Below are 17,731 nucleotides of genomic sequence, written 5' to 3' on the forward strand. Positions count from 1 at the left end.
TGGAGCCCACGGAGGATCCCCCGATGGCCACCGCCACCACCCCGATACCGCACCGCGCCGTCCTCGCCGACCTGCTGCCCGCCGCCGCCACCCGCATCGGCGGCCAGGTCCGCGACCTGGCCCTGGTGGCCGGCGGCGCCGCGCTGACCGGCGTGGCCGCCCAGCTGTCGGTGAACGTCCCCGGCTCGCCGGTGCCGGTCACCGGCCAGACCTTCGCCGCCCTGCTGGTCGGCACCGCGCTCGGTGCCCGCCGCGGCGCCGCCTCGCTCACCCTCTACCTGCTCGCCGGCGCGGCCGGCCTGCCCTGGTTCGCCGAGGGCACCTCCGGCTGGGCGATGCCCTCGTTCGGCTACGTGCTCGGCTTCGTCCTCGCCGCCGCCCTGACCGGCGTGCTGGCCCGCCGCGGCGCCGACCGCACCCCGGTGAACACCGCCGTCACCATGGCCCTCGGCAGCCTCGCCGTCTACGCGGTCGGCGTCCCGTACCTGGCCCTCGCGCTGCACGTGCCGCTCACCCGCGCCGCCGAGCTCGGCCTCTACCCGTACCTGGTCGGCGACGCCCTCAAGGCCGCCCTCGCCGCGGGCGCCCTGCCGCTGGCCTGGAAGCTCCTCGGCCGCCGCTGAAGCCCCGCCGAAACCCCCGCTGAAACCCCCGCTGAAGCCCCCGTTGTCGGGCCCGGGCGCACGCGCATGCCACACTCGTGCCATGCGCGTGTACCTGGGCTCCGACCATGCCGGATACGAACTGAAGAACCACCTCGTGGAGTGGCTGAAGGGGGCCGGCCACGAGCCGGTCGACTGCGGGCCGCACATCTACGACGCCGAGGACGACTACCCGCCGTTCTGCCTGCGCGCCGCCGAGCGCACCGCCGCCGACTCCGAGGCCCTGGGCATCGTGATCGGCGGCTCGGGCAACGGTGAGGCGATCGCCGCCAACAAGGTCAAGGGCGTCCGGGCCGCGCTGGCCTGGAGCACCCAGACCGCCGAGCTCGGCCGTCAGCACAACAACGCCAACGTGATCTCCATCGGCGGCCGCATGCACACGCAGGAGGAGGCCACCGAGTTCGTCGAGATCTTCCTCAACACCCCCTACAGCGGCGAGCCGCGGCACACCCGCCGGATCGAGATGCTGAGCGAGTACGAGACCACCGGCGAGCTCCCGCCGATCCCGGCCCACCACCCCCAGGGCTGATCCACCCACCCCTCCTCCCACGGCCGGCCGCGCACCCCGCGCGGCCGGCCGCCGCCGTCCCGGGCACCCCGACGGACCCGTCCGACCTGTGGGATCGGCCACAGCACCCGGCGCGCGGACCAGCCCGTGCGCGGGGTGCACACGCCACCCGCCCGTTCCGTACGCCCAATCGGCGCAGGCCTCCTGACGGCGCGCCCGCAACCGTTCCGATCGGCCGAAACCCGCTGAGCGCCCCGCGCACCGGCGCACCCGCCCGCGTCCGGGCCGTCGACGCCGGGCCGTGCCCGTGGATAGGGTCGGTCCCCATGGCTGGCAGACCGCCGGGCGCACCGCCCCAGACGACTGCGACGAGGCCCGGCGCCACCCCCGCGTCCGAGCCCGTGACGGCCCGGTTGCGCAAGAGGCTCCGCCGGGTCCGCCGAAGGCTGCGCACGGCCGGTGTGGACTACTTCCGCGGCGGCGCCGCCGACTGGCCGGTGCTCTGCGCGCTCGCCCTGCTCGTCCCCCTGCTGATCCTGCTCAACATCTGGCTCCCCGACTGGGCCCCGCCCACCTCCCTGGTCCTGCCGATCCTGGCCGGCGCCCTGCTGCTGCGCCCGGGCAGCCTGGTGGTGCTCTACGCGCTGGCCGCGCTCGGCCTGTCCGCCGAGTCCGTGATCCACACCGGCCAGCGGGTCGCCAGCGACAACCCGGAGGCCTACGTCTACGGCGTCACCCCGGGCGCGGCCCTGGTGGTCGGCGCCGCCGGGGTGGGCGGCCTGCTGCTGGCCCAGTTCCGGGCCCGGGTCGGCGTGCCCTGGTGGGGCGGCTCCACGATGCTCTTCGACCTGCGCGAGCGGCTGCGGGTGCAGAGCCGGGTGCCCGCGCTCCCGGTCGGCTGGCACGCGGACATGGCGCTGCGCCCGGCCGGCGGCCAGTCCTTCTCCGGGGACTTCGTGGTCGCCGCCCGCACCGGCCCCGGCCAGCGCCTGCTGGAGGTGGTCCTCGCGGACGTCTCCGGCAAGGGCATGGACGCCGGCTCCCGCGCGCTGCTGCTCTCCGGCGCCTTCGGCGGCCTGGTCGGCTCGCTGCCCGCGCACGACTTCCTGCCCGCCGCCAACGGCTACCTGCTGCGCCAGTCCTGGGAGGAGGGCTTCGCCACCGCCGTCCACCTGGTGCTGGACCTGGACACCGGCGAGTACGAGCTGCTGTCGGCCGGGCACCTGCCGGGCATGCAGCGCGTCGCGGGCGCCGGCCGCTGGGAGGTCAAGGAGGCCGACGGCCCGCTGCTCGGGATCTACGACGGCGCCAAGTTCGAGGGCGTGCGCGGCCGGCTCAACCGGGGCGACGTGCTGATGCTGTGCACCGACGGCATGGTCGAGGCGCCCGGCCGGGACCTCACCGAGGGCATGGACCGGCTGATGGGGGAGGCCGACCGGCTGGTGCCGGGAGGCGGTTCGGGCGCGGGCGCCGGGGCCGCCGCCGCGCTGATCGAGACGGTCGCGCGGGACATCAACGACGACCGCGCGGTGCTGCTGCTCTGGCGCGACTAGCGCCGCCGGGCGCGGCCGGGGGAGGCGGGCCGTTCGCGCGCGTGAGCCGTCGACGGCCCGGCCACGGGTGACGCGGCGGCACATGCCGGGGGCAGTGACTGTCAAGTCCGGCAGCTGATCTTCGGCCAAATCGGACGGCCCGTCGGCGGACCGGACCAGCGGCTTCCGTTAACCGCCCCCGACCGTTTCCCGGCCGCTCAGCACGGCCCCGCCGACGATTCGTCAGGACGACTCGGCTATCGTCCCGGTCGGCGGAAACTCGTCCCGCAGCGCAGGATATCGGCGTTGGGCCGACTGTCAGACCTTTACGCAATCGGCACGGTCGACCACACTGAGTCCGGGCGGGACTGTTCAGGATTCGGGGGATAGGGGGCGTCACGTGCGGCACGACAGACAGCGGTCGATCGTGGGCTCCCTCACCGGCGGTGTGTCGGACGGTCCGCGATTCCGCCTCGGGACCGTGGGACATGCCGGGGTCCGGCTTTCGCTGGTGTCGCCGGGTGGTGGCACCCCGCTATGAAAACGAGGAAGTGAGTCCGGGTGGCACTCTCCGTCTCCGCGCTGGTCCTGTTCGCGATCCTGAGCATCATCTTCATCCGCAACAAGCAGATGAAGATCCCGCACGCGATCGTCGCCGCCCTGTTCGGCTTCATGCTGCACGAGACCACGGTCGCGACCTCGATCAACTCCCTGCTGGCCAACCTCGCGCACAGCATCTCCAGCATCACCGGAGGCTGACCCGACCGGGCCGTCCGCACCCCCGCCCGGGGGTCACCGGCCGGCCCGTCTGGCCTGCCGCCAGCGAGCGAACAAACCCCGGGGCCGCGCTGCCGCCGGGGCCGGAACGCGCATCGGTGCGGGTGCCGCGGCACCCGCCGGTGCGGCCTGCGCCGGTTCCTCCCGTTCGGCCGCCAGCAGGACGAACAGCCGCGCCCAGCACAGCCGTTCACCCCGTGGCCAGTCCAGCGCGCGCAGCGCCGCCGAGGCCGCCTCGGACACCTCGCCGCCCACCCGGACCTCGGCGACGTCGTCCCCCGCCTTCCCGCCCAGGAAGAGCTTCACCCCGACCGGGCCCGGCCCGGACAGCTCCGAGCGCAGCGCCGGCGCCAGCGCCGGCAGCACCCGGTTCTCGGCGAGCCAGCCCGCCAGGTGCTCGTTGCCGAAGCCGAACACCGCCGCCGGCCCCTGGACCGCCCGCCAGCCCGGGAGTTCGGGCAGGTCCGGGTGGTCGGCGTGCACCCCGCGGCCCTCCGCCAGCTCGACCAGCACCGAGGCGGTGGTGGTCGCCCACATCTTCACCGCGTTGGCGAGCTTCTCCTCCTCGGTCTTGCCGAGACCGGCCGCGCAGTCCCACACCACCGGCGCGTCCGCCCGGCCGAGCCGCAGCACGAAGCCGAGGTCCACGTGCCCGGTGCCGTCGTGCCCCGGGTGCTCACGCACCGCCACCGCCGTGGTGCCCGGGCCGCGCACGACCTCGCCGTCCAGGCGGAACACCTGGCCCAGCCGCGCCATCTCCCGCACCACGCAGTGCTGTATGACGGCCAGTCGCTCCTGCGGACGCACCGGGACTCCTCCACCTCGGGAGCGCGGCCGCTGAGCTCGCGCTCGAACTGCGCTCGAACGGGCCCGAGGCTATCGGCCCGGCACCCAACCGGGAAACCATCCGGACCGCCCGGCCCTCCGGTCGCGGAAACGTCCTGTATGCCCCACTTTGGGCAGCGGAACCCGAACGCCTTCCGCCCGGAGAACCCGCATGCCCCGCACCACCGACCCGACGCTCCCCCCGCCCCCGGTCCGACCGCTCCCGCTCCGGCCGCTGCCGTCCGGTCCGGACGGCGCCGCCCTGGTCGCCGAGATCGAGGCGTACCTCGCCTCGCTGCCCGCCCCCGCCCGCACCCCCGCCTGGTACGTCTGCCCGTACGGCAGCACCCCGCGACCCTGGCAGGCCGGCCACCCGGCGCCCCGCGCCACCCTGCTCGACCGGGCGCTGCGCCGCCCCGCCCGCCCCGTCCCGGTCACCGCGGCCGACCACCTCCGGCTCGCCTCCCGCTACATCGGCGCCCACGGCTGGCTGCAGGGCGCGATGTGGGACCAGGCCGGCCGGGTCTGCCTGCTCGGCGCCCAGGCCGCCGTGCTGGCGCACGGCTACGGCACCCCGGCCACCGTCCGCACCGCGCGGGTCCAGCTGATGGAGGTGCTGCACGGCACCGGCCGTCCGGCGCGCTCCCCGGACGAGTTCAACGACCGCCCCACCACCCGGGAGGGCGACGTCCACCAGTTGCTCGACCGGGCCGCCGCCCGGGCCGCCCGCCTCGGGCTCTGAGCGGCCCCTGGAAACGCAGCCGGCCCCGGCGCGCGAGTGCGCACCGGGGCCGGGCGGAGAGCGGGCGACGAGAATCGAACTCGCGTGACTAGTTTGGAAGACTAGGGCTCTACCATTGAGCTACGCCCGCATGATCCCCCAGCCGTGACGGCCGGAAGTTCGGGCAACAGCGTACCTGGTCCGGCCGCCCGCGTGCACACCCCGTTTCGCACACCGCGTTTCCGCCCCCCGCGCCCGCTTGGAACACCGGCGCCGTCGCGCCCGCGCCCGCGCCCGAATAGTCGGCGAGCCGAACAGGCCCGCCGTGTACGCTTCCTCTCGGCACCACGGGGTGTGGCGCAGTTTGGTAGCGCGTCCGCTTTGGGAGCGGAAGGCCGTCGGTTCGAATCCGGTCACCCCGACAGTGCGGCAGGGTCTCGCCCACCGGGGCGGGGCCCTGTTCTGTTCGGCCGGTACGGTGGCGTCTGGCGTCCGCCTTTCGTGGTACCGGTAGGATGGGGCGCTGGCGGTAGTCCCTGTGGCGTCCACCCAGGTCAACCGCACGAGGGCGAGGAGTCAAGCTCACCGTCCACCCCACGGGAGATGCAGCTCCAACCGCCCATCGCCCGTCTCGTCCGACCCACCCGTACGGCTCCGGCCTAGCGGCGGGGACGGGCGGAGACAACCTGACCGCAAGCCCCTAGGAGACGTAACCGTGAAGAGCGCCGTCGAGACTCTGAACCCGACCCGGGTTCGACTCACCGTCGAGGTGCCCTTCGAGGAGCTCAAGCCCAGCCTCGACGCGGCGTACAAGAAGATCAACCAGCAGGTCACGGTTCCGGGCTTCCGCAAGGGCAAGATCCCGGCTCGCGTCATCGACCAGCGCTTCGGCCGTGGTGCCGTGCTGGAGGAGGCCGTCAACGACGCCCTGCCGCGCTTCTACACGCAGGCCGTCGACGAGGGCAAGATCGAGGTCCTCGGCCAGCCCGACATCACCAACATCGAGGGTGTCGAGAAGATCGCCGACGGTGGTGACCTCAAGTTCACCGCCGAGGTCGACATCCGTCCGGAGATCACCCTGCCGGAGTTCTCGTCCATCGAGGTGACGGTCGACCCGATCGTCGTCTCCGACGAGGACGTCGAGAAGTCCCTGGAGCAGCTGCGCGAGCGCTTCTCCTCGGTCAAGGACGTCGAGCGCGCCGCCGCTGCCGGTGACATCGTGGTCGTCGACCTGGTCGCCAAGGTCGACGGTGAGGTGCCGGAGGACGGCACCGCCACCGGCGTGAGCTACGAGATCGGCTCGGGCCGCCTCATCGACGGCATCGACGAGGCCGTCGTCGGCCTGTCCGCCGGCGAGGAGAAGACCTTCGAGACCGAGCTCAAGGGTGGCACCCAGGCGGGCAAGACCTCCGAGGTCACCGTCACCGTCACCACCGTCCAGGAGAAGGAGCTGCCGGAGCTGGACGACGAGTTCGCCCAGCTGGCCAGCGAGTTCGACACCCTGGAGGAGCTGCGCGGCGACTCCCGCAAGCGCCTGGAGCGCATGAAGGAGTACGACCAGGCCACCCAGGCCCAGGAGAAGGTCCTGGACGCCCTGCTCACGCTGGTCGAGATCGAGTACCCGGAGAAGCTCCTCAAGGACGAGATCGAGACCCGCAAGCACAACGTCGAGCACCACCAGCTGGAGCCGATGGGCCTGAACATCGACACCTACCTGGAGACCCAGGGCAAGTCCCGCGAGGAGTGGGACGCGGAGATCGAGGAGCAGGCGAAGAAGGGCATCAAGACCCAGTTCGTCCTGGACCAGATCGTCGCCGACGAGGAGCTGGGTGTTAACCAGGAGGAGCTGACCGAGCACCTCATCCGCCGCGCCGCCGGCTCGGGCCTCACCCCCGACCAGTTCGCGCAGCAGGTCGTCCAGGGCGGCCAGGTGCCGATGCTGGTCGGCGAGGTCGCCCGCGGCAAGGCGCTGGCCACCGTGGTCGAGGCCGCCAAGGTCGTCGACACCGAGGGCAACGAGATCAACTTCGACGACGAGGACGAGACGGGCGAGACCGTCGAGGCCGCCGCCGAGGAGAGCGCCGAGGAGAAGACCGAGGCCTGAGCCCCGGCAGCCCCCTGAGGGCACGCAGCTGGCCCGGACGCCGTCATGGTGTCCGGGCCCGCTGTCTTCCCGCCCGCGGCACGCCGCGACCCTGCGCTCACAGCGAACAGTTCTGCGTGAGGGATTCTGCGGCCGGGCCTGCGCGTTAGGGTCCTTGGACAGCAACAATCACGACGTGATACCCGGAAGCTGTGCGACATCGCGAGAGCCGCGGAACGGCCCTCCAAATCGACTGAGCAGGTGGCTAAGTGACGTTCCCGCAGATGCAGATGCCTGGCCCGATGGCGCCGCACGCCGCCGCTGGTGACGTGCTCGGCGGCCTTGGCGACCAGGTCTACAACCGGCTGCTCAACGAGCGGATCATCTTCCTCGGCCAGCAGGTCGACGACGACATCGCCAACAAGATCACCGCCCAGCTGCTGCTGCTGGCCGCGGACCCGGAAAAGGACATCTTCCTCTACATCAACTCCCCGGGCGGCTCGATCTCGGCCGGCATGGCGATCTACGACACCATGCAGTACATCAAGAACGACGTCGTCACCATCGCGATGGGCATGGCCGCCTCGATGGGCCAGTTCCTGCTGACCGCCGGCGCCAAGGGCAAGCGCTTCTCGCTGCCGAACGCCAACATCCTGATGCACCAGCCCTCCGCGGGCCTCGGCGGCTCCGCCACCGACATCCGCATCCAGGCCGAGCAGCTCCTGCGCACCAAGAAGCGGATGTCCGAGCTGATCGCCTTCCACAGTGGCCAGTCCTTCGAGCAGATCACCCGGGACTCCGACCGCGACCGCTGGTTCACGCCGGAGGAGGCCCTGGAGTACGGCCTGATCGACGCGATCATGCACAGCGCCGCGGACGTCCCCGGCGGCGGCGGCACGGGCGCCTGAGCCTCGGCCCGGCCCACGAGACCACAGCCCCAACGCCCCGGAGGACAAGAATCCCCATGAACATCCCCAGCCTGTCGGCCGCCCAGGCCCGCGTCGAGGACATGCGCGCCGAGGGCCGCTACATCGTCCCGCGCTTCGTCGAGCGCACCACCCAGGGCATCCGCGAGTACGACCCGTACGCCAAGCTGTTCGAGGAGCGCATCATCTTCCTCGGCTCGCAGGTCGACGACGTCTCGGCGAACGACATCATGGCGCAGCTGCTGTGCCTGGAGTCGATGGACCCGGACCGCGAGATCCAGATGTACATCAACTCGCCCGGCGGCTCGTTCACGGCCCTGACGGCCATCTACGACACCATGCAGTACGTGAAGCCGGACATCACCACGGTCTGCATGGGCCAGGCGGCCTCCGCCGCGGCCGTGCTGCTCGCCGCCGGCACCCCCGGCAAGCGGATGGCCCTGCCGAACGCCCGGATCCTGATCCACCAGCCGTACACCGAGACCGGCCGCGGCCAGGTGTCCGACCTGGAGATCCAGGCCAAGGAGATCTTCCGGATGCGCGAGCAGCTGGAGCAGATGCTCTCCAAGCACTCCAACAAGTCGGTGGAGCAGGTGCGCGAGGACATCGAGCGCGACAAGATCCTGACCGCCGAGGAGGCCGCCGAGTACGGCCTGGTCGACCAGATCATCTCCACCCGCAAGACCTCGCTGACCTCCTGAGGTCGGCTCCCTCCGGGCCCCGAGGGGCGGGAGGGGCCCATCGGGGCGGGGGGGGGGCCCCCCCCCCGGGCCCCCCCCCCCCCCCCCCCGCCCCCCGCCCCGCGCGGGCCCGGGGGGGGGGGGGCCCCGCGGGGGGGGGGGGGGGGGGGGGGGGCCCGGGGGGGGGGGCCCCCCCCCCCCCCCCCCCCCCCCCCCCCACCCATCGGCGGGCCCGTGTCACGGCATCTGTTCGGTATCAATTCGCCCAGGGCGTAGGGCAGACCTGGCGAAGAGGACGGAATCACGGGCCCGGCAGAGTACCGTCGGATAGCGAGACCGAGCGCCGTCGGCGTTGACGGTCCACAGCACCAGGCCCCGGAACCCCTGCGGGGCCCCTGGCGAAGGGGAAGCACCTCGTGGCACGCATCGGAGACGGTGGCGACCTGCTCAAGTGCTCGTTCTGCGGCAAGTCGCAGAAGCAGGTGAAGAAGCTGATCGCCGGCCCAGGCGTGTACATCTGCGACGAGTGCATCGACCTGTGCAACGAGATCATCGAGGAGGAACTCGCCGAGACCTCCGAGGTGCGCTTCGAGGAGCTCCCGAAGCCCCGCGAGATCTACGAGTTCCTGGACCAGTACGTGGTCGGCCAGGACCTCGCCAAGAAGGCGCTGTCGGTCGCGGTCTACAACCACTACAAGCGCGTCCAGGCCGGCGAGGCGGGCCGCAGCGGCGGCAACGGCCGCGAGGACGCCATCGAGCTGGCCAAGTCCAACATCCTGCTGCTGGGCCCCACCGGCTCCGGCAAGACGCTGCTGGCGCAGACCCTGGCCCGGATGCTCAACGTGCCGTTCGCGATCGCGGACGCCACGGCGCTGACCGAGGCCGGCTACGTCGGCGAGGACGTCGAGAACATCCTGCTCAAGCTGATCCAGGCGGCCGACTACGACGTCAAGAAGGCCGAGACCGGGATCATCTACATCGACGAGATCGACAAGGTCGCGCGCAAGAGCGAGAACCCGTCGATCACCCGGGACGTCTCCGGCGAGGGCGTGCAGCAGGCCCTGCTGAAGATCCTGGAGGGCACCACCGCCTCGGTGCCGCCGCAGGGCGGGCGCAAGCACCCGCACCAGGAGTTCATCCAGATCGACACCACCAACGTGCTGTTCATCGTCGGCGGCGCGTTCGCCGGCCTGGAGCGGATCATCGAGGGCCGCGCGGGTGCCAAGGGCATCGGCTTCGGCGCCAACATCCGCTCCAAGCGGGAGTCGGACGCCAGCGACCACTTCCGCCAGGTGATGCCCGAGGACCTGGTGAAGTTCGGCATGATCCCCGAGTTCATCGGCCGTCTGCCGGTGATCACCAGCGTGCACAACCTGGACCGCGAGGCGCTGCTGCAGATCCTCACCGAGCCGCGCAACGCGCTGGTCAAGCAGTACCGCAAGCTCTTCGAACTCGACGGCGTGGAGCTGGAGTTCTCCCGGGACGCGCTGGAGGCGATCGCCGACCAGGCGATCCTGCGCGGCACCGGAGCGCGCGGGCTGCGGGCCATCATGGAGGAGGTGCTGATGTCCGTGATGTACGAGGTCCCCTCGCGCCAGGACGTCGCCCGCGTGGTGGTCACCGGGGACGTGGTCTCCAAGCACGCCATCCCCACCCTCGTCCCGCGCGACATGATCAAGCGCGAGCGCCGCGAGAAGAGCGCCTGACCCGAGGCCGTCACACGGAAGGGCCCCGCACCGGATCCGGTGCGGGGCCCCTCGCGTGCGTGCGCCGGCCGGCGCGGGTGCTACCTGGCGACGACCATGGCGTCGCGGATGGTCCGGGTCTTGGCGGCCGCCTGCTCCGCGGTGAGCGCCTGGCTGCTGCCGCCGCTCAGGCTGAGCTTGGTGAAGGAGACCCGACCGGTGGTGGACTTGTCCGCCCACACGCAGATCGTGGGGCCGGGCTTGCCGAGCATGGTCGACGTGCCGCAGGAGAGCTTCGCCGAGGAGTTGTTGGCGTCCTGCGCCGGGAAGTCGGTCATCGACACGGACAGGCCGCCGCTGTCCTTCTTGGAGTCCTCGATGATCTGCCCGGGGTCGTTGAGGTCACCGTAGACGCCGATCACCGAGAAGGTGTCCATCGCGTCCGAACCCTTGCTGTAGCTGGCGACCAGGACGTGGAGGTCCGTGCCGAGCTTGGACGCCTCGGGCTTGCTCATGTCGGCGGCCTGTTCCTTGGACGACTTCTGGACGTAGCCGTCGGCCAGGGTCTGCGGCGAAGTGATCTTGTACTTGCCGCCCGAGTCGCTGCCGCCGAGGAACTTCCACGCGGCGAAGCCGCCGCCGCCCAGCACCAGCGCGCCGACCACCAGGCCGATGACCAGGCCGCCCTTGCCCTTCGACGGCGGCGCCACCGGGTAGCCCGGCTGCCCGTACGGAGCCTGCGGCGGCGCGCCGTACGGCTGCTGGGGCGCGCCGTAGGGCTGCTGCGGCGGGTAGCCGTACTGGGGCTGCGGGGCGCCGTAAGGCTGCTGCGGGGCGCCGTACTGCGGCGGCGGCCCCCCGTAGGGCTGCTGCGGCGGCTGTCCCTGCGGATACTGCTGTCCCTGGCCGTACATCTGCGTCTGTGCTCCCCCGCCGCACCCGCGGCCTGTCTCGGTGTGGAGTCGTTCCGTGCACGTCCGGTCAACCGGACGAGTGCCCGGGCACGCTACCGCACGGCGCCGGACACGGGCCCGTTCGGGCGTGGCGCGTCCGCGGACCGAAAGCGGTTCGTAACCCGCCCCCCCGGTTACGTAAACTGTGCGTCGTGACCGACACGACGAACCAGCACCCCGTGAGCACCTCCGCCGGGGACGAAGCAGCAACCCTCCCGACGACCTACACCCCCGCGGACGTAGAGGGCGAGCTGTACGAGCGCTGGGTGGAGCGTGGGTACTTCAGCGCCGACGCGAAGAGCGACAAGCCTCCGTTCACCATCGTCATCCCCCCGCCGAACGTCACCGGCAGCCTGCACCTGGGCCACGCCTTCGAGCACACGCTGATCGACGCCCTGGTCCGCCGCAAGCGCATGCAGGGCTACGAGGCCCTGTGGCAGCCCGGCATGGACCACGCCGGCATCGCCACCCAGAACGTGGTCGAGCGCGAGCTCGCCAAGGAGGGCAAGTCCCGCCACGACCTGGGCCGCGAGGCCTTCGTCGAGCGCGTCTGGAAGTGGAAGGCGGAGTCCGGCGGCCAGATCTCCGGCCAGATGCGGCGCCTGGGCGACGGCGTCGACTGGTCCCGCGAGCGCTTCACGATGGACGAGGGCCTGTCCCAGGCCGTCCAGACCATCTTCAAGAAGCTCTTCGACGACGAGCTGATCTACCGCGCCGAGCGCATCATCAACTGGTGCCCGCGCTGCCTGACGGCCATCTCCGACATCGAGGTGGAGTACCAGGACGACGACGGCGAGCTGGTCTCGATCCGCTACGGCGAGGGCGAGAACTCCATCGTCGTCGCCACCACGCGCGCCGAGACGATGCTGGGCGACACCGCGGTCGCCGTCCACCCGGAGGACGAGCGCTACAAGCACCTGGTCGGCACCGAGATCGAGCTGCCGCTGACCGGCCGCCGCATCCCGATCGTCGCCGACGCCCACGTCGACCCGGAGTTCGGCACCGGCGCCGTCAAGGTGACGCCCGCGCACGACCCGAACGACTTCGAGATCGGCCAGCGCCACGGCCTGCCGAACATCGCGGTCATGGACGAGCACGCCGTCATCACCGTGCACGGCCCCTTCCTCGGCCTGGACCGCCTGGAGGCCCGCTCGGCGATCGTCGCCGCGCTGCGCGCCGAGGGCCGGATCGTCGCCGAGAAGCGCCCGTACGTCCACTCGGTGGGCCACTGCTCGCGCTGCAAGACCACCATCGAGCCGCGGCTGTCCATGCAGTGGTGGGTCAAGGTCGGCCCGCTCGCCAAGGCCGCCGGCGACGCCGTCCGCGACGGCAAGGTCAAGATCCACCCGCAGGAGATGGAGAAGCGGTACTTCGACTGGGTCGACAACCTGCACGACTGGTGCATCTCGCGCCAGCTGTGGTGGGGCCACCGCATCCCGGTCTGGTACGGCCCCAACGGCGAGGTCGTCTGCGTCGGCCCCGACGAGCAGCCGCCGGCCGGCGAGGGCTGGCACCAGGACACCGACGTCCTGGACACCTGGTTCTCCTCCGGCCTCTGGCCGTTCTCCACGCTCGGCTGGCCGGAGCAGACCGAGAGCCTGGCGAAGTTCTACCCGAACTCCGTCCTGGTCACCGGCTACGACATCCTGTTCTTCTGGGTCGCCCGGATGATGATGTTCGGCCTCTACGCGATGGACGGCACCCCGCCGTTCCACACCATCGCGCTGCACGGCATGGTCCGTGACCAGAACGGCAAGAAGATGTCGAAGTCCTTCGGCAACGTCGTCAACCCGCTGGACTGGATGGACAAGTACGGCTCCGACGCGCTGCGCTTCACGCTGGCGCGCGGTGCCAACCCGGGCGTCGACGTGCCGATCGGCGAGGACTGGGTCCAGGCGGCCCGCAACTTCGCCAACAAGATCTGGAACGCCACCCGCTTCGCGCTGATGAACGGCGCCACCGTCGAGGGCCCGCTGCCCGCGCCGGAGGAGCTGACCGCGGCCGACCGCTGGATCCTGTCGCGCCTGAACAGCACCGTCGCCGAGGTGGACGGGCTGTACGAGGACTACCAGTTCTCCAAGCTCTCCGAGGCGCTGTACCACTTCGCCTGGGACGAGGTGTTCGACTGGTACGTCGAGCTCTCCAAGACCACCCTGGCCAAGGGCGGCCCGCAGGCCGACGCCGCGCGCCGGGTGCTCGGCGAGGTCCTGGACGTCACGCTGCGCCTGCTGCACCCGATCGTGCCGTTCGTCACCGAGACGCTGTGGACGACGCTGACCGGAGCCGAGTCGGTGGTCATCGCCGACTGGCCGAAGGACAGCGGCTTCCGCGACGCCGGGGCCGAGGCGGAGATCGCCACGCTGCAGCAGGTCGTCACCGAGGTCCGCCGCTTCCGTACGGACCAGGGCCTCAAGCCGGGCCAGCGCGTCCCGGCCGCCCTGGAGCTGGACGGCACCGCGCTGGCCGCCCACGAGGACGCGATCCGCTCGCTGCTGCGGCTGACCGCCCCCGAGGAGGGCTTCTCGGCCACCGCTTCGCTGCCGGTCGCCGGCGCCACCGTGTCGCTGGACCTCTCCGGCACCATCGACGTCGCGGCGGAGCGCAAGCGCCTCGCCAAGGACCTCGCGGCCGCCGAGAAGGAGAAGGCGCAGACCACCGCCAAGCTCGGCAACGAGGCGTTCCTCGCCAAGGCGCCGGACGAGGTGGTCGCCAAGATCAAGGGCCGCCAGGAGGCCGCCGAGGCGGACATCGCCCGGATCACCGCCCAGCTGGCGGCGCTGCCGCAGGGCTGAGCCCGTACCGCCCGCAAGGGGCCGCACTCCGCGACGCGCGGGGTGCGGCCCCTCGGCGTTTCGCGGGTTCCGCGCCCGGCGGCGCGTCGGGGGGCTTTCGTTACCCCTAATAGCGCAGCAACATTGCTCCCTTCCGGCGAATATTCATCCTGGACCGGGTGAGGTCCTATTCCGAGCGAATTGATTCCGGTCTTGCCCGCGCGCGTTCGCGGAAGTTTGCAGGTCGGATGTGTACGGTGTGCACGGAGTTTCCGAAGGCGTTTCTGCTGAGCGTTCCTGCGGGGTGTTCCCGATGGGGCGACGGACGGGAGGGCATGGCGTGGTGGTGACCGAGGAGTTGGCCGACGAACTGCCTGCCGAGGCGGTCGATGAGGCCAAGGCCAGGGCGGCGACCCTGTTGCTCGCCTTCCGGCACGGCAACCAGGTCGCGTTCGACCACGAGCTGGAAATGCTCTTCGCCGAGCACGCCGGGCGCGAGGTGACCACCCTGCTCGCCTGGATCGCCGCCGAGGCCGTCCGCAAGGCCTACGCCCCCGAGGTGGGCGACCGGGTGCTGCGGTCGATGGCCCGGCGCGCTCCGGCCGACACCGGCGCGGTCGCGGTGGACGAGGAGAGCGCCAACGCCGCCCGGCTGATCGAGGCGGTCGCGGCCGGCGAGGTGGCCGAGGTCCGCGGGCTGGTCGCCTCGACGGCCGACACCACCTTCCTGCTGGGCGGGCTGCTGCAGGGCGTGGCGATGATGCTGCCGCTGCTGCCCGAGGGCGAACTGGCCGAGATCACCGCCGAGTTGCGCCGCCGGCACGGCGGCGCCGCCCACGTGCCGGAGGCCCGGGCCGGGGTCTGACCCGCGGCGCGGCCGGGGCATCGCCGAGGCGCGCGGGCGCTGATGGTCGACAAGTCCCCTCAGGTGAAAGGGACTTGATCCGGTCGGGCCCGTCGGTGCTTCAGGCCGCCAGCAGCGGCGCCGCGGGCTCGGCGAAGTCGGCGGCCCCGGCGAGCGCGGCGGTCAGCGCGGCGATCCGGGCGGAGGCGAGGCCGTCGCCGTACGGGCTCGGGGTGGCCGCGAGCCGGGCGAGGCGCTCGGGGGTGTCGGAGAGCCAGGCGCGGGCCAGCTCGCCCAGCTCCTGGCCGGGCTGCACCAGTGCGGCGAAGCCGGCCGCGACCGCCTCCGGGCGCTCGGTGGAGCGGCGCACCACCAGCAGCGGCCGGCCGAGCACGGTGCACTCCTCCTGCACGCCGCCGGAGTCGGAGACCAGCAGCGCCGCACGGGCCGCCAGGCCCAGGAAGTCGCCGTAGCCGACCGGGCCGGTGACGGCCAGGCGCTCCAGCAGGCCCTCCAGGCCGAAGCGCTCGACGGCGGCCCTGGTGCGCGGGTGCATCGGGAACAGCACCGGGGTGCCGGCCCGGGCGATCCGGTCCAGCTCGGCGAGCACGGCGCCGAGCGCCTCGGCGGTGTCGGTGTTCTCCGGGCGGTGCACGGTGGCCAGGACGTACCCGTCCGGGCGCATTCCGTGCGCGGCGAGCAGCGCGGCGCGGGCGGCGGCGTCCGGCAGTCGGCGTCGGACCACCTCGACGACGGTGTTGCCGGTGAGCTCGATCCGGTCCTCGGCCAGCGACTCGGCGCGCAGATTGGCGACGTTGTCGTCGGTGGCGGCGCAGAGCAGGTCGGAGACGTGGTCGACCATCACCCGGTTGTGCTCCTCGGGCATCGCCCGGTCGAAGCTGCGCAGCCCGGCCTCGACGTGGACCAGCGGGATCTCCCGGGCGTTGGCGGCCAGCGCCCCGGCGAGGGTGGCGTTGGTGTCGCCCTGGACGACCACGGCGGCGGGGCGGTCCTCGGCGAAGGCGGCGTCCAGCTGGCCCAGGGACTGGGCGATCTGGCCGGCCCGGGGGCGGCCGCCGACGCCGGTGAGCAGCTCGGGCCGGGGCAGGCCCAGGTCGCGCAGGAAGCGGCCGGACATCGCCTCGTCCCAGTGCTGGCCGGTGTGCACCAGCCGGGTGGCGTCGCCGAGTTCGTGGATCAGCGGGGCGAGCTTGACCAGCTCGGGGCGGGTCCCGAGGACGACGGCGACGCTGGACGGGGGCAGGCACGTGCTCATGCGGGGGCTCCGGTGGGGGAGTGGGGAGGAAGCGCGGGGGAGGGGCGGCTCAGGATTCGAGCGCGGTGGGGGCGCCGACGGCGACCTTCTCGGCGTTGCGGCGGGTCTTGGCCCAGCCGTTGCGGCCGAGCAGCAGCCGGACGGCGGCCCGGGCGGCGACCACGAAGAGGTGGTAGGCGTAGAGCCAGACCAGGACGCCCCAGAGGAGGCCGGTGAGCCGGCTGCGGTCGGGGTGGACGGCCTTGCGATAGGCGAGGCCCCAGAACACCATCGGCAGCGTGGCGAGCACGAGGACCAGTAGCATCCACGGCCCGAACCTGAGCTGGAAGTCGGCGGTCTCGGCGGGGAAGAGCACCAGCCCGGCGGCGGTGATCCCGAGCGAGAGCGGGAACAGCAGCACCAGCAGCACGCAGACCACGGGCTGCAGGAAGGTGTACATCACCTCGGCCTTGCCGGCCCGGGTGTAGTGCGGGGAGCGCAGGACCCGGCCGGTGTAGCGCAGGCACTGCATGTTGCCCTGGGCCCAGCGGGTGCGCTGGGTGAGGAAGCGGCGCGGCGAGACCAGGCCCTCCTGGGAGACCTGGGTCTCCGTGACGTGGGTGAGCCGCCAGCCGGCCAGGCGCAGGGCCAGGCCGGACTCGTAGTCCTCCAGTAGCGCGCGCTCGGGCCAGGGGCGTCCGGCGCGGCCCTCCTCGGCGGTCAGCGAGTCGAGGGCGGTGAGCCGGACGAACTGGCCGTTGCCGCCGAGGCCGACGCTGCCGGTGCGCCGGCGCAGCAGCTGCATGCCGGCGTTGTTGGCCTGGAACTCGACGTCCTGCATCCGCACCAGCGCGCGGGCGAGGGCGTTGGCGGTGCGGCCGCGTCCGGGCAGCGGGCGTTCGTCGTCGGCGTTGCGCATCCGGACGCCGATCTGGACGGCGCCGGTGTCGGGGCGGCCGAGGGCCTTGTCGTTGCAGACCTGGGCGAGGGTGCCCGGGTCGAGCTGCCCGTCGGCGTCGACCACGCCGATCACCACGCGGGAGCGGTCGGTGTCCTCGGGGAGCCAGGCGGAGATCTCCCGGTAGGCGGCGTTGAGGGCGGCGCCCTTGCCGATCCGGGCGTGCGGGCGGCGGCGCTGGACGAGGTGGACGCGCGGGTCGCGGGCGGCCGCGGCGAGCACCAGTTCGCGGGTGGCGTCCTCGCTGTCGTCGTCGATCACCCACAGGTGGGCTTCGGGCGCACCGGCCCGCAGGCCGTCCAGGGTCTGGGTGACCACGGCCTCCTCGTCGCGGCAGGGGATCACCAGGTGCCACCCGAAGGCGGCGGGGTCGCCGGGCTCGGCGGGCCGGTTGCGCAGGTACGCGTGGCGGGAGCCGGCCCAGTACACGAGGAAGCGTCCGAAGACGAGCGCCATGTAGGCCACGAGGGCCAGGGAGATCAGTCCGGCGACCCGGACGACGGCGTCCTGGCGAAGCGTGATCCAGTCGTGCAGGGCGTCGGGCATGGCGC

Annotated in this window: 15 protein-coding genes and 2 tRNA genes; 12 read left to right on the forward strand and 5 right to left on the reverse strand. The window is 72.4% G+C overall.

The window, feature by feature from the left end:
* Positions 1 to 23: 23 nt before the first annotated feature.
* The 4 genes from ACIRST_RS21000 to ACIRST_RS21015 all read left to right on the forward strand — a co-directional run bounded on the left by ACIRST_RS21000 (position 24) and on the right by ACIRST_RS21015 (position 3,461).
* The gene (locus ACIRST_RS21000) at positions 24 to 623 is read left to right on the forward strand and encodes a biotin transporter BioY (RefSeq protein ID WP_350526078.1); all 600 of its coding nucleotides are present in this window, start codon (positions 24 to 26) and stop codon (positions 621 to 623) included.
* Positions 624 to 705: 82 nt separating this feature from the next.
* Positions 706 to 1,191, forward strand: a complete 486-nt coding sequence (locus ACIRST_RS21005; protein WP_350526079.1) for a ribose-5-phosphate isomerase — start codon at positions 706 to 708, stop codon at positions 1,189 to 1,191.
* Positions 1,192 to 1,583: 392 nt separating this feature from the next.
* Entirely contained in the window at positions 1,584 to 2,723 is a 1,140-nt protein-coding gene (locus ACIRST_RS21010) for a PP2C family protein-serine/threonine phosphatase (RefSeq protein ID WP_402803521.1), read from the forward strand.
* Between the two features lie 540 nt (positions 2,724 to 3,263).
* Positions 3,264 to 3,461, forward strand: coding sequence for a hypothetical protein (locus ACIRST_RS21015; protein WP_030058274.1), 198 nt, complete (start codon positions 3,264 to 3,266; stop codon positions 3,459 to 3,461).
* Between the two features lie 33 nt (positions 3,462 to 3,494).
* Here ACIRST_RS21015 and ACIRST_RS21020 read toward each other — a convergent pair whose 3' ends face one another.
* Positions 3,495 to 4,286 carry a DUF6348 family protein gene (locus tag ACIRST_RS21020; RefSeq protein ID WP_402803523.1) on the reverse strand — a complete coding sequence of 264 codons (792 nt, stop codon included), beginning with the start codon at positions 4,284 to 4,286 and terminating at the stop codon, positions 3,495 to 3,497.
* 190 nt (positions 4,287 to 4,476) lie between these two features.
* Here ACIRST_RS21020 and ACIRST_RS21025 point away from each other — a divergent pair, with 190 nt between their 5' ends.
* A complete protein-coding gene (locus tag ACIRST_RS21025; protein WP_402803524.1) occupies positions 4,477 to 5,046 on the forward strand; it encodes a hypothetical protein in 570 nt (189 codons plus the stop codon).
* Positions 5,047 to 5,105: 59 nt separating this feature from the next.
* Here ACIRST_RS21025 and ACIRST_RS21030 read toward each other — a convergent pair.
* A tRNA-Gly gene (locus tag ACIRST_RS21030) sits at positions 5,106 to 5,176 on the reverse strand.
* 197 nt (positions 5,177 to 5,373) lie between these two features.
* On the opposite strand from ACIRST_RS21030, the gene ACIRST_RS21035 reads away from it, so the two are divergent.
* The 5 genes from ACIRST_RS21035 to clpX all read left to right on the forward strand — a co-directional run bounded on the left by ACIRST_RS21035 (position 5,374) and on the right by clpX (position 10,420).
* Positions 5,374 to 5,447 (forward strand) — tRNA-Pro (locus tag ACIRST_RS21035).
* Positions 5,448 to 5,740: 293 nt separating this feature from the next.
* The gene (tig, locus tag ACIRST_RS21040) at positions 5,741 to 7,129 is read left to right on the forward strand and encodes a trigger factor (protein WP_402803526.1); all 1,389 of its coding nucleotides are present in this window, start codon (positions 5,741 to 5,743) and stop codon (positions 7,127 to 7,129) included.
* Between the two features lie 269 nt (positions 7,130 to 7,398).
* Positions 7,399 to 8,016, forward strand: a complete 618-nt coding sequence (locus tag ACIRST_RS21045) for an ATP-dependent Clp protease proteolytic subunit (RefSeq protein ID WP_046386806.1) — start codon at positions 7,399 to 7,401, stop codon at positions 8,014 to 8,016.
* A 56-nt stretch (positions 8,017 to 8,072) separates the two neighbouring features.
* Positions 8,073 to 8,735 carry an ATP-dependent Clp protease proteolytic subunit gene (locus ACIRST_RS21050; RefSeq protein ID WP_329931164.1) on the forward strand — a complete coding sequence of 221 codons (663 nt, stop codon included), beginning with the start codon at positions 8,073 to 8,075 and terminating at the stop codon, positions 8,733 to 8,735.
* Positions 8,736 to 9,130: 395 nt separating this feature from the next.
* The gene (gene clpX / locus ACIRST_RS21055; protein WP_045696864.1) at positions 9,131 to 10,420 is read left to right on the forward strand and encodes an ATP-dependent Clp protease ATP-binding subunit ClpX; all 1,290 of its coding nucleotides are present in this window, start codon (positions 9,131 to 9,133) and stop codon (positions 10,418 to 10,420) included.
* Between the two features lie 80 nt (positions 10,421 to 10,500).
* On the opposite strand, the gene ACIRST_RS21060 is transcribed toward clpX, so the two are convergent.
* Entirely contained in the window at positions 10,501 to 11,313 is an 813-nt protein-coding gene (locus ACIRST_RS21060) for a hypothetical protein (RefSeq protein ID WP_350525656.1), read from the reverse strand.
* Positions 11,314 to 11,531: 218 nt separating this feature from the next.
* On the opposite strand from ACIRST_RS21060, the gene ACIRST_RS21065 reads away from it, so the two are divergent.
* Both ACIRST_RS21065 and ACIRST_RS21070 read left to right on the forward strand, forming a co-directional pair.
* On the forward strand, positions 11,532 to 14,144 hold the full coding sequence (locus ACIRST_RS21065) for a valine--tRNA ligase (RefSeq protein WP_402803687.1): 2,613 nt from the start codon (positions 11,532 to 11,534) through the stop codon (positions 14,142 to 14,144).
* Positions 14,145 to 14,463: 319 nt separating this feature from the next.
* Positions 14,464 to 14,988 carry a hypothetical protein gene (locus tag ACIRST_RS21070; protein WP_350525655.1) on the forward strand — a complete coding sequence of 175 codons (525 nt, stop codon included), beginning with the start codon at positions 14,464 to 14,466 and terminating at the stop codon, positions 14,986 to 14,988.
* A 100-nt stretch (positions 14,989 to 15,088) separates the two neighbouring features.
* Here the strand turns inward: ACIRST_RS21070 and wecB are convergent, their stop codons facing one another.
* Together wecB and ACIRST_RS21080 are read right to left on the reverse strand one after the other, a co-directional pair.
* Positions 15,089 to 16,243 carry a non-hydrolyzing UDP-N-acetylglucosamine 2-epimerase gene (gene wecB, locus ACIRST_RS21075; RefSeq protein ID WP_402803529.1) on the reverse strand — a complete coding sequence of 385 codons (1,155 nt, stop codon included), beginning with the start codon at positions 16,241 to 16,243 and terminating at the stop codon, positions 15,089 to 15,091.
* Positions 16,244 to 16,292: 49 nt separating this feature from the next.
* On the reverse strand, positions 16,293 to 17,726 hold the full coding sequence (locus tag ACIRST_RS21080) for a glycosyltransferase family 2 protein (RefSeq protein ID WP_402803531.1): 1,434 nt from the start codon (positions 17,724 to 17,726) through the stop codon (positions 16,293 to 16,295).
* Positions 17,727 to 17,731 lie beyond the last annotated feature (5 nt).

Source organism: Kitasatospora sp. NPDC101447 (genome assembly GCF_044767225.1).
Lineage (GTDB): Bacteria > Actinomycetota > Actinomycetes > Streptomycetales > Streptomycetaceae > Kitasatospora.

Bases quoted from the DNA above. Each gene is read 5' to 3' on its own strand.
- ACIRST_RS21080 (WP_402803531.1), bottom strand. From the start codon at position 17,726: ATGCCCGACGCCCTGCACGACTGGATCACGCTTCGCCAGGACGCCGTC.
- ACIRST_RS21050 (WP_329931164.1), top strand. From the start codon at position 8,073: ATGAACATCCCCAGCCTGTCGGCCGCCCAGGCCCGCGTCGAGGACATG.
- ACIRST_RS21000 (WP_350526078.1), top strand. From the start codon at position 24: ATGGCCACCGCCACCACCCCGATACCGCACCGCGCCGTCCTCGCCGAC.
- ACIRST_RS21025 (WP_402803524.1), top strand. From the start codon at position 4,477: ATGCCCCGCACCACCGACCCGACGCTCCCCCCGCCCCCGGTCCGACCG.
- wecB (WP_402803529.1), bottom strand. From the start codon at position 16,243: ATGAGCACGTGCCTGCCCCCGTCCAGCGTCGCCGTCGTCCTCGGGACC.
- ACIRST_RS21045 (WP_046386806.1), top strand. From the start codon at position 7,399: ATGCCTGGCCCGATGGCGCCGCACGCCGCCGCTGGTGACGTGCTCGGC.
- ACIRST_RS21060 (WP_350525656.1), bottom strand. From the start codon at position 11,313: ATGTACGGCCAGGGACAGCAGTATCCGCAGGGACAGCCGCCGCAGCAG.
- ACIRST_RS21005 (WP_350526079.1), top strand. From the start codon at position 706: ATGCGCGTGTACCTGGGCTCCGACCATGCCGGATACGAACTGAAGAAC.